The sequence below is a fragment of the Clostridium sp. CM041 genome, from assembly GCF_055081035.1.
This window is the reverse complement of record NZ_CM143648.1, coordinates 1,437,697-1,449,520: the sequence shown is the minus strand read 5'-3', so window position 1 is coordinate 1,449,520 and position 11,824 is coordinate 1,437,697. Positions and strand designations below refer to the sequence as shown.

Annotated in this window: 10 protein-coding genes; 9 read left to right on the top strand and 1 reads right to left on the bottom strand. The window is 31.3% G+C overall.

The genetic code is table 11. The annotated features are described in order from the left end of the window. The first annotated feature begins 105 nt into the window (after window positions 1-105). The 7 genes from ACWJJT_RS06830 to ACWJJT_RS06800 all read left to right on the top strand — a co-directional run bounded on the left by ACWJJT_RS06830 (window position 106) and on the right by ACWJJT_RS06800 (window position 8,996). Window positions 106-2,901 (top strand): sigma-54-dependent transcriptional regulator, encoded by a 2,796-nt coding sequence (locus ACWJJT_RS06830; protein WP_462956456.1) that lies wholly within the window; start codon window positions 106-108, stop codon window positions 2,899-2,901. A 356-nt stretch (window positions 2,902-3,257) separates the two neighbouring features. Further along, complete coding sequence (locus tag ACWJJT_RS06825; protein WP_462956455.1) at window positions 3,258-3,731, top strand: mannose/fructose/sorbose PTS transporter subunit IIB; 474 nt, start codon at window positions 3,258-3,260, stop codon at window positions 3,729-3,731. A gap of 276 nt (window positions 3,732-4,007) precedes the next feature. Beyond that, window positions 4,008-4,985 (top strand): mannose/fructose/sorbose PTS transporter subunit IIA, encoded by a 978-nt coding sequence (locus ACWJJT_RS06820; RefSeq protein WP_462956454.1) that lies wholly within the window; start codon window positions 4,008-4,010, stop codon window positions 4,983-4,985. Window positions 4,986-5,028: 43 nt separating this feature from the next. Then, the gene (locus ACWJJT_RS06815; protein ID WP_462956453.1) at window positions 5,029-5,835 is read left to right on the top strand and encodes a PTS mannose/fructose/sorbose transporter subunit IIC; all 807 of its coding nucleotides are present in this window, start codon (window positions 5,029-5,031) and stop codon (window positions 5,833-5,835) included. Window positions 5,836-5,854: 19 nt separating this feature from the next. Next, on the top strand, window positions 5,855-6,766 hold the full coding sequence (locus ACWJJT_RS06810; protein WP_462956452.1) for a PTS system mannose/fructose/sorbose family transporter subunit IID: 912 nt from the start codon (window positions 5,855-5,857) through the stop codon (window positions 6,764-6,766). A gap of 197 nt (window positions 6,767-6,963) precedes the next feature. Next, window positions 6,964-7,338 carry a DUF956 family protein gene (locus ACWJJT_RS06805; RefSeq protein WP_462956451.1) on the top strand — a complete coding sequence of 125 codons (375 nt, stop codon included), beginning with the start codon at window positions 6,964-6,966 and terminating at the stop codon, window positions 7,336-7,338. A gap of 215 nt (window positions 7,339-7,553) precedes the next feature. Further along, complete coding sequence (locus tag ACWJJT_RS06800) at window positions 7,554-8,996, top strand: MDR family MFS transporter (RefSeq protein WP_462956450.1); 1,443 nt, start codon at window positions 7,554-7,556, stop codon at window positions 8,994-8,996. Between the two features lies 1 nt (window position 8,997). Here the strand turns inward: ACWJJT_RS06800 and ACWJJT_RS06795 are convergent, their stop codons facing one another. Further along, complete coding sequence (locus ACWJJT_RS06795) at window positions 8,998-10,116, bottom strand: AI-2E family transporter (protein ID WP_462956449.1); 1,119 nt, start codon at window positions 10,114-10,116, stop codon at window positions 8,998-9,000. A gap of 550 nt (window positions 10,117-10,666) precedes the next feature. Here ACWJJT_RS06795 and ACWJJT_RS06790 point away from each other — a divergent pair. Then, complete coding sequence (locus ACWJJT_RS06790) at window positions 10,667-11,266, top strand: 50S ribosomal protein L25 (protein WP_462956448.1); 600 nt, start codon at window positions 10,667-10,669, stop codon at window positions 11,264-11,266. Window positions 11,267-11,422: 156 nt separating this feature from the next. Beyond that, window positions 11,423-11,710: a hypothetical protein gene (locus ACWJJT_RS06785; protein ID WP_216302914.1), complete on the top strand. Its 288-nt coding sequence runs from the start codon at window positions 11,423-11,425 to the stop codon at window positions 11,708-11,710. The last annotated feature ends 114 nt before the right edge of the window (window positions 11,711-11,824 follow it).

Genomic DNA, 11,824 nt, shown 5'->3' with positions numbered 1-11,824 from the left:
TTTATGCTAAGAAGCTTTTTTTTACACTTAAAACTTGAACATTTATTTCAATAGAGTTTATAATAAAGGAAGTGTATTAAGTGTATTAATATTGGGAGTGATAATTTGAAGAGAAGCGAAAAAATCTATGAGTATATTGCTAAAAAAACAGAAAAATTTAATCGTGAAAACTTAGAGGAAAAAATCGGTTTTAGCACAGCTGAAATATCTCAGAGTTTAGATATTTTAAGAAATAACGTAAGTATGGAATTAAATGAATTGCTTAGGCAGGATAGAATAATTAAAATAAAATCTAGACCTGTATTATACGTTGATAATGCTTGTTTAGAAAGGATTTTGAATAAAAAGTTGCCAGTTGGGCCAATGGAAATAAAAAATTTAAATGAGTTATTCTTGGGACATAATGAAATTAGCCAGGAAGGCTGTCCTTTTGATAAACTTATTGGAGCACAAACTAGTCTTAAAAATCAAATTGAACAGGCAAAGGCTGCAATACTTTATCCTCCAAATGGGTTGCACACATTAATTGTTGGTGAAACAGGAGTTGGCAAAACCTTGTTTGCAAATATGATGTACAAACAAGCAAAGCATTCGAAAAAATTGGATGAAAAATCACCATTTATAGTATTTAATTGTGCTGATTATTATAACAACCCTCAACTTTTAACCTCGCATCTGTTTGGACATATTAAAGGAGCATACACCGGTGCTGATAGCGAAAAGGCTGGAATTGTTGAAAAAGCAGATACAGGTATATTATTTCTAGATGAAATACACAGATTACCACCAGAAGGACAGGAAATGTTGTTTTATTTTATGGATACAGGTATGTTTAATAGATTAGGGGAGACTGAAAGGAACAGAAAATCCTGCGTTTTAATAATTGGAGCCACTACGGAGGATCCCAATTCATCACTACTTAAGACATTTGTAAGAAGAATACCAATAATTATAACTATTCCTAATTTTGATAAAAGGACAGCCAAAGATAAAGTTGATTTTATCAAATTTTTATTAGCCAATGAGGCACATAGAGTAAATAAGGTAATAAAAATTGAAGATGAAGCAGTAAAGGCAATTATTGGAAGCGTATCTTATGGGAATATTGGTAAGATGAAATCAAATATTCAACTTATTTGCGCTAAGGGTTTTTTAAATAGTATCAATAATAAGGATTTTATAGAAATAGATTTTAATTCGTTGCCTTCAGATATTAAAAGTGGATTATTTTATCTAAGTGGTAAACGTAAAGAAATAGAAGAAATATCTGGCTATTTAGATTCGCAACTAATAGTTACTCCAGAAGGTCACAGTGTATTAATTGAAAAAGATCCTTATGATCCACCTTTTAATTTATATAAGATAATAGAAGATAAGGCAGCAATTTTGAAAAAAGGAGGTGTAGATGAGGAGTATATAAACAATTTTATTACAACTGATATTAATGTGCATATTAAATCCTTTTATAACAAGGTTAAAAATGATGAGGATGGTAGAAGTAAAATATTAAAAATAGTAGATGAAGATATTCTTGAATTTTCAGAAGAAATAATGGACATGATTGAAAAAAAGCTTGATAAAACACTAACGGATAGATTTTTATATGCATTAAGTCTACATTTAAGTTCATTTTTAAACAGATTTAGTAAGCATCAAAATCTTAAGTATAAAAATATAGAAGGTATAATAGATGATAAACGCACAGAATTCAATATTGCAGTAGACGTAAAGGAAATGGTTGAAAAAAAATATAATGTGGTTGTTCCAAAGATTGAAGTTATATACCTTACATTGTTAATCAGTTCAATTACAGAGGAACAAACAAATCAGCATGTGGCAATAATTGTAGCGGCACATGGAAGCAGCACAGCAAGTAGTATGGTTAATGTGGCAAAGCAGCTTCTAGGGGAGGGTGTAATCGAAGCAATAGATATGCCATTAGAAGTTAGTCCTACTCAAACTTTAGATGAAATTATTGAAAAGGTTAGGGAAATAGACATGGGTAAGGGAGTTCTATTACTTGTGGATATGGGGTCACTTGTTAACTTTGAGTCTATAATAATGGAAAAAACAGATATAAAGGTTAAGACACTAGATATGGTTACCACCTCATTAGTATTAGAAGCCATAAGGAAATCAACTATTTTAGATATGGATTTAAATGCCTTATATAATTCTCTAAAGCAATTTGGAGGGTCTTCAAAGTTTGAGGAAGAAGAGAAAGTTATTAATGAAGATGATGCAAATAAGAAAAGGGCAATAATAACAATATGCTCCACAGGTGAGGGGACTGCAGTAAAGCTAAAAGAACTTGTGGAGAACATTGTTAGAAGTACAGATGAAAAAGAAATTGAAATTTTACCAATAAGCATAAAAGACATAAAAAGGAAAATAATAAAAATAGAAAATGACTATAGTATTATAGCCTCTGTTGGTATTTTAAATCCTAAAATTGAAGCTCCGTTTATCTCCCTTGAAGAGTTGATTAGTGGTTATGGTGAAAATATTTTAATGAGTATAATACAGAGAAAAGACTTTACAATTGAAAAAGGCCATGAAAATACAGTAGTTAAGGATCTATGTAAAGAAAGCTTAAATCAATTTTTAACTTATTTAAATCCTTCTAAAATAATAAGTGTATTGTATCAATTTGTAAGTGTTTTAGAAGAAAATACAAAAATAAGCTTTAACAATGCAACCAAAATAAGAATAATGGTGCATGTAGGTTGTGCACTAGAGAGAATGATAATAAAGGATGGGTTAAAGTACAAGAGGGAAAAAGCTAAGATAAATTCACACTTGGTAGAGATTATTACAGGGGCAAATAAAGTATTTAAAGACGCAATAAACATAAGTTTAAATCAAGATGAAATATTATTTTTAGCAGAAATGATAGAATAGAAGATAATATACTGATACACTTCTCTTTTGATACACTTTTTATCAGCCGAAAATTAAAATTAGTATTGGAACTATAGAAGAAGTGTATCAAAATAAAAAAATAAAAAATATTAAAATTAAAAATGGCTATTTTAAAAGATTTAACGACATTTCAGAAGGAAAGTCCCCCACTTCTATAAGTGGGAGTATAAGTATCCTTCTGAAGTCGTCAATGCATCTTCTGCGAAGATGTTGCAGCTCCGCAGGAAAAGATTTAACACAAACATAAAAAATAATACACTATTCTGGCGCGACAATTGCTATATATAATAGTGTGACAACTTAGGTGAAGGTGCTGATGAGGAGAATGATTAATAATGAATATAGTGTTAGCAAGAATTGATGACAGATTAATACATGGTCAAGTAGCGATAATTTGGTCAAAAGACACAAAATGTCAAAGAATAATTGTATGTAATGATGATGTAACAAAGGACTCAATTAGAAAGACACTTTTGGAACAAGTTGCACCTCCAGGAATTAAATCAAGTGTTGTAGGAATTAATGAGGGAATAAGAGTTTATAATAATCCAAAATACCAAGATGATAGAGTGCTATTTCTATTCACTAATCCAACTGATGTTGTAAGAATGGTTGAAGGTGGAGTAGCCATAAAGAGTGTAAATATTGGTGGTATGTCATTTAAAGAAGGAAAGAAACAAATAACTAGTGTAATATCGGTAGATGATACGGATATTGAAGCTTTCAACAAATTAAATGAAAAAGGCATTGAACTAGAGATAAGAAAAATTTCTTCAGATTCAAAAGTAGATTTAATGTCAAGACTATAAGATTCACCATATTAACTTCTACTAAAGTACCATTGTATTAGTGTATCGTACGGGCCAAAGAAAGTAAGATTTAATGGGTTCTAGTTGTAAACGTTATGATTGTTTGTTATGAACTCCAAAAACTTTACTCAAGAATCTACACCTGGAATGAAATCAAATGTCATTACAATTCGTAAATTAATTGAAATATATCATAATTATTAATTTTGGTTACAGGTTTTTCAAAACTTTTATATAAATTTTACTGTAATAAATAAAAAATTGGAGGTATAAAAGATGGTAGGAATTATTCTTGCTAGTCACGGAGAATTTGCTAAAGGCATCTTGCAATCTGGTGCGATGATTTTCGGAGAACAAGAAAATGTACAAGCTGTTACGTTGATGTCTAGTGAAGGCCCAGATGATGTTAAAGCAAAAATGAAAGACGCAATCGCATCCTTTGACAACCAAGATGAGGTTTTATTCTTAGTTGATCTTTGGGGCGGTACACCATTCAACCAAGCGAATAGTCTATTTGAAGAACACAAAGATAAATGGGCAATCGTATCTGGTCTGAATCTACCAATGGTGATTGAAGCTTATGCTTCACGTTCTTCAATGGAATCCGCACAGGAAATGGCGGCTTATATCTTAAAAGCTGCTAAAGAAGGAGTTAAAGTTAAGCCTGAAGAATTAGAACCAGAAGATAATGGTAAATCTTCTGCAACTTCTTCGGATCAATCGAGTGTAGGTGCACCTGGATCATTCAAATATGTTTTAGCTCGTATAGACTCTCGTTTACTTCATGGACAAGTAGCGACTGCTTGGACAAAAACTGTGCAACCAACCCGGATTATTGTCGTATCAGATGAAGTAGCCAAAGATGAGCTTCGTAGGAAACTGATCCAACAGGCTGCTCCACCGGGTGTTAAAGCTCATGTTGTTCCAATTAATCAAATGATTAAACTTGCAAAAAATGATCAACATTTTGGCGGACAACGTGCATTGCTTCTTTTTGAAAATTCAAAAGATGTACTTAGAGCGGTAGAAGGTGGAGTACCACTTAAGACAATCAATGTTGGCTCTATGGCTCACTCTCTGGGTAAAGTTCAACCAAACAAAGTACTTGCTTTTAATCAAGAAGATATTGATACCTTCAATAAGCTTAAAGAAGCTGGACTTACTTTTGATGTTCGTAAAGTTCCAAATGATTCAAAAGGAAATATGGACGAAATCCTCAAAAAAGCACAAGTGGAATTAAATAAACTGAAATAATTTATAATTTAACTATTTAAATGAAAAAGGGGGATTAATAATCATGGATATAAATATTGTCCAAATGATATTAGTCGTTATCGTGGCATTTATAGCTGGTATGGAAGGTATATTGGATGAATTTCAATTCCACCAACCAGTAATTGCTTGTACGTTAATCGGCTTAGTTACAGGTAACTTAGTACCATGCCTAATCTTAGGTGGTACTCTTCAAATGATTGCTTTAGGTTGGGCAAATATAGGTGCTGCTGTAGCACCGGATACAGCGCTTGCATCTGTTGCATCAGCAATTATTCTAGTTCTTGGTGGCCAAGGTACAGCAGGGGTTCCAGCAGCTTACGCTATTGCTGTTCCGCTAGCAGTTGCAGGGCTATTATTAACAATTGTTTGTCGTACAATTGCTACAGTGTTTGTACATTTCATGGATGCTGCGGCTAAACAAGGAGATATTAGAAAAGTTGAAATGTGGCATATCATTGCTATTTGTATGCAGGGTGTACGTATTGCAATTCCAGCAGTCTTGATCTTAGCAGTTGGTGCTGGTCCAATTCGTACAGTACTTGAAGCTATGCCTACTTGGTTAACAGGTGGACTCGCAATCGGTGGGGGAATGGTCGTAGCTGTTGGTTATGCAATGGTAATCAACATGATGGCTACAAAAGAAGTATGGCCATTCTTTGCAATAGGTTTTGTATTAGCAACTATTTCACAAATTACACTTATCGGACTAGGTACAATCGGTGTATGTGTGGCTCTTATTTACTTAAAGCTTACTAAACAAGGCGGCTCAGGTAATGGTGGAAACTCAAATGCTGGTGATCCATTAGGTGATATTATTGACACTTACTAAGAAGGGAGAGAACATGGAAATGGCAAATAAAGTAAAATTAACAAAAAAAGATCGTATTTCTGTTTGGTTCCGTTCATTTTTCCTTCAAGGTTCTTGGAACTATGAAAGAATGCAAAACGGTGGTTGGGCATACGCATTGATTCCCGCAATTAAAAAATTATATAAGACTAAAGAAGATCGTGCAGCTGCATTGAAACGTCACTTGGAGTTCTTTAACACTCACCCATATGTAGCTTCACCAGTCATTGGGGTAACATTAGCCTTAGAAGAAGATCGTGCAAATGGTTTACCAATAGATGACATAACTATTCAAGGTGTTAAAGTTGGTATGATGGGGCCTTTAGCTGGTATCGGAGATCCAGTTTTCTGGTTTACTGTTAGGCCAATTTTAGGGGCATTAGCCGCTTCTCTTGCTATGAGTGGTAACATCCTTGGACCAATTATCTTTTTCTTCGCTTGGAATATCATCCGTATGTCATTTATGTGGTATACACAAGAGTTTGGTTACAAAGCAGGCTCTCGTATTACCGATGATTTATCAGGTAATTTACTACAAGATGTTACAAAAGGAGCATCCATCCTTGGTATGTTCATTTTGGGATCATTAGTTAACCGATGGGTATCTGTTGTATTTGCACCGACTGTATCAGCCGTTAAGTTAGCTAAGGGTGCCTTTATTGATTGGAGCAGCCTTCCTGCTGGAGCGGAAGGTATTAAACAAGCTATGTTGCAACAATCAGGTGGTTTGTCATTAACTGATGTTAAGGTTACAACATTGCAAAATAACTTAGATTCATTGATTCCTGGAATTGCAGGATTAGGATTGACATTACTTTGTATGTGGTTGCTTAAGAAGAAAGTATCTCCAATTACAATTATTTTTGGACTGTTCGCAGTCGGGATTGTTTTCCACTTAATCGGTTTAATGTAATATTTTTTACTCGGCCTGGGCTTTTTAGCCTGGGCTTTTGTTTAAACATAAAGCAGTTAAAGTAAAGTGAAAAAAACAATTTTTAGAATATAATGAAAGAAATTTTAAAGGTATTCAAAAATTCCCACGAAGATTTAAAAGATAGCTATTAATTAATAGAAACAAATGTGTGTATAAATAGAAAAGAGGTAGATCGTATGGTTCAATCACTCAATACAAAGGTAGATCTAGTAATTGATGCAACAGCTTTTACGGGTTTTGCAGATTATGGGAAAATTATGATCGGAGACAAAGGTTTTGAGTTTTATAGTTCTCGTGATTCTCGCAAATATATTCAAATTCCTTGGGAAGAGGTCGAATATGTCATTGCGTCCGTATTGCTAAAAGGAAAGTGGATTCCACGATATGCGATCCAAACGAAGAAAAATGTTACCTACACTTTTTCTTCAAAAGAAGCAAAAAAAGTACTTCGTGCTGTTCGAAAATATATTGAGCCAAATCATATGCTTAATTCGTTAAGTTTTTTTGATGTGGTTAAACGAGCGGTGCAATGGAGATTTAAGAAGAGTTGATCAACTAAAAAATTTTATCATGTGTATATTTAGGTAAAAATAAAGCAGGGATAGGGATAGCAGTGCGGCAACGCAGGTGATGATTTAACTAATTGGCAGTTTTTAATTTACTGTACAAATATTTATAATTAATGGTAAAATGATATTTGTCGTTTATTTGTACTTTAGGTTAAATATAGATGATAATCATCACATTAAAGGAAGTGTAACAAAGGATGAAATCAAAAAAAAGAAGTATAGTCATTGCATTAATGGTGTCAATGTTCCTTGCAGCTGTAGAGGGAACAGTTGTGACTACTGCAATACCAACAATAGTTAAAGAGCTAAATGGGTTTGAACTTATAAGTTGGGTTTTCTCTGCTTATTTATTGACAACAGCTATTTCTACACCAATATACGGGAAATTAGCTGATTTATATGGAAGAAAAAACATTCTTTCTATTGGAATAATAATTTTTTTAATTGGGAGCTGTCTTTGTGGGTTATCACAAAACATGTATCAGCTTATAGCTTTTCGTGCAGTTCAAGGAATGGGAGCAGGAGCAATATTTACAGTTACTTATACTATATTGGGTGACATTTTTACTGTTTACGAAAGACCAAAGATCCAAGGATGGTTAAGTACAGTATGGGGGATAGCAAGTTTAGCTGGTCCTTTTTTAGGGGGATTTTTAATAGACAATTTCTCATGGCATTGGATTTTCTTTATAAACCTACCTTTTGGAATAATATCTATAGTGATTTTACAAAAAAACCTAATTGAAACTTTTGAGAAAAAGAAACATAAGATAGATTATGTAGGTGCTTTATTATTTTCAGTTGCAATTATAACGTTTTTACTGGGTAGCTTAGCCGGTGGAAGAAATAATATTATAATAGCTTTAGTAATTACAAGTGTAGTGTTGATTGTGTTTTATTATGTGGAAAAAAGAGCGGATGAGCCTATTATACCTTTTGAAATTTTCACAAAAAGCAGCACCATTGTAAATATAATAACATTTTTAGCCGCAGGGATTTTAATAGGAATAGAGGTTTATTTACCTATATATATGCAAAATGTTTTAGGATTTAGTCCTACAGTTGCTGGAGTGTCTATGGCACCTATGTCTATTGCTTGGTTCTTATCTTCATTTGTTTTGTCTAAAGCTATCCCTAAATATGGTGGAAGAATAGTGATTGGCGTATCTACTCTAATTTTGCTTATTAGTTGTGTGTTTTTGTCTACTTTAAGTAGTGAATCTCTATTAGTATCAGTTATAGTTTATGGGTTCATTATGGGCTTTGGATTTGGAGGAGCTTTTACTACATTAACAATAATGGTACAAGAGTCAGTGGGATATAACAAAAGAGGAGCAGCAACAGCTTCGAATTCCCTAGTGCGTACACTAGGTCAAACTATAGGAGTAAGTGTTTTTGGAATTATATTAAATATGAATATAATTAAATATTTCAATAATATAGGAAGAAAGGGAATAGAACCTAACAATTTGTATTCCAAGGCAACTTTGAGTAGTGGAGTAAGTTTGCACCAGATAAAGCAAGCTTTAAATTCAGGACTTCATGAAGTATTTATAATATTTATCATAATTGCTTTAGTATCATTGATACTTTCTTTTATATTCGACTCAAAATTAAAAAATAATTCATGTGAACAATAAGTTATTTAATTAATTTGTTTTCAATTTGTTTATCTTTAATTTTTTTATTCATAAAATTTTCTAGTAGGGTCTTTATTAAGGCTATAGTGGGAACTCCAAGTAACATTCCTAAAACACCAAAAAAACCTCCACCAAGAACAATTCCTAGTATTATAAGTAGTGGACTAATTCCAACCTTATCTCCAATAATCTTTGGAGATATGAACCACCCATCAATATTACTTAAGGTTGTAATAAATAGTACCAACTGAACACATTTCATTGGGCTAAAGAATATTGTTATTATAACAGCGGGAACCATTCCTATAATATTTCCAAAATAGGGAATCATATTTGTTACCCCTATTACTAAACTAAAAGGTAAAGCGTAAGGTATTTTTAATATCGTAAATCCTATAAAAGTAATAATACCAAAAATAATAGAGTCAATCATTTTCCCAACAAAATATTTCTTAAAAGTAGTATTAACTATTTTAAAAAAATTAATTATTTTAATAGCAACAATTTCATTTAAAACAGAATAAATAAATTTTTTAAGATTAAAAATAATAGATTCTTTATCAATCAAGAAGTAAATTGAAATTACGATTCCAGACATTAATTTCATAAAAAAAGAACCTAAACCCATTAGGTAATCAATTATAAGTTGAAAACCGGGGCTAAAATATGCAGATACATCCTTGTTAAAAGTACTAAGGTAACTATCTAAGTAAGAAGTAGCATCAAATTTGTTTAGTAGTTCATTTTTAGATAAAAAATTGGTAGACCATTTATACGCTTTATTTGCAAAGTGAGGGATATTATTAAATAAATCAACGGAGCTTTTAATAATATTAGGAGTAACTAAAGTGATTATAAAAATTATTATGCCTATAAATATTGTGTAAATTATGCATATGCTATAAATTCTTTTCATTTTTGTTCTATTTTCAATAAACACCATAAGTGGGTTAAGTAAATAAGCTATAACGAAACCCCAAATAAAATAAGTAAGCAAAGAAAAAAAATTATTTAATACTGAACCTATATTTTCAACGTTATTTACTATTCTATAAAGTACAAGAGTAATTATAATAATAGGGACAAGTTGTATATATGGTATCTTTTTATATTTAATCAATGCAATTCCTCCGATCAATATTTAGCGCGCTTATTATAAAATTAATGTAGTATTATGTAATTGTAATATTGTAGATTAGAAGAAGATGATTGTAGCTTATTTAATTATATCATTCTTAAAACAATTTATTAATATTCATTTTAAAAAAATAACGACATATTGCGTAATAATAGTAGGTTACAGAAACAGGTAACACGCCTTACAATTTCTGTTTGCAAACATGTGCGATAATGTGCTATAATATAGTTATATTTAATACTAATGTTATCTTTTAGGTAGTGATGCTGATTTTTTTTATTTATTTGTATAAATAATGGATATAACATGGAAATTCAATAAATGTATTTATGAAAACATGAAAGACAGCAGGGTAATTCATGTTGTCTTTTAATGTTTGTAATTATATACATTGAATTTTCAGATACTTGTAATTAAAAAGATCATATCATTTTAAAGTTCAACACAAATTTTAGTGAAAATTAGTAGTGGTAACATATGTACATAAAATAATAAACAGAAAGGCTTTATAAGCCAAGAGGAGCGAATTATTATGGAAGAAATGATTTTAGATGCATTTGAAAGAATTCCGACAAATAAAAAATTTGTAGAGGAAGGTTTTATTGCAGGTGTTATGTATGGCGATGGCGTTAAGGAAGCAACTTCTATGAAGGTTCAAGACGTAGACCTAATAAAAGTTCTAAGAAAACATGGTCCTAATGCTAAAATATGGATTAAATACGGAGAAGATAAGAAATTTGGATTTATAAAAGAAGTTCAAAGACATCCTGTAACAGCAAAGATTAATCACGTAGACGTACAACTTGTTTCTAAAGATCGTGAAATAAAAATGCAATTACCTATTTCTTTCAAGGGAGAAGAGAATGTAGCAGCCAATCTACTTGAGTTGAAGATTTATAAAGCTGAGATAGATGTTGTTGGAAGCATGGGTATATTACCTGATGGAATAAGTATTGATATATCACAAAAAATACTTGGAGATACAATTACAATAAAGGACTTTGATTTAAATAATCAAATAAAAGTTACTGATGATGAAAATCAAATTTACGCAGCTATAGCACAAATGAAAGAAGAAGTGACTGAAGAAGTTACAGCTGAAGCAGTTGTTGCTGAAACTGAAGCTAAATAATAAAATAGTAATTATATAATAATAAAAGGATGAACATGAAAAGTTCATCCTTTTATCTATTATGGATAAAATTTAAAATGTTTTGATGATGAGGTAAGAAAAAGAATATAAGTAAATAGATACTTATTATTGTGAGTAAAATTAGGAGGCTAAAGAATGGCAAATATATTGAGATATTCAAAAAAACAATTAGATAGAACATTAAAAGATTTCGGAAAGAGAGAAAATATAGGTTCTAATGACACATCCGAGTGGATAAGACTAATAAACGATTTTATATATGAATTTGAACTAAAGTCTGAAGTTAATGAAGTAGATAAACTTTCTATAACAACTAGCAAAGAAGAACAAGTGGTAATTGAAAAAATGATGTATGCACTAGAAGGTACAAAAACTTCTTTGAATTACATTTTTGATGGTAATATTACTTATATAGAAGAATAGGTTATTATAACAATAAAATAAATATTAAAGGAAGCCATTTAATTAAATGGCTTCCTTTAAAAAGTTCATATCATCGAAAAATTATTAAATGGAATCTAAAGAACATATAAATAA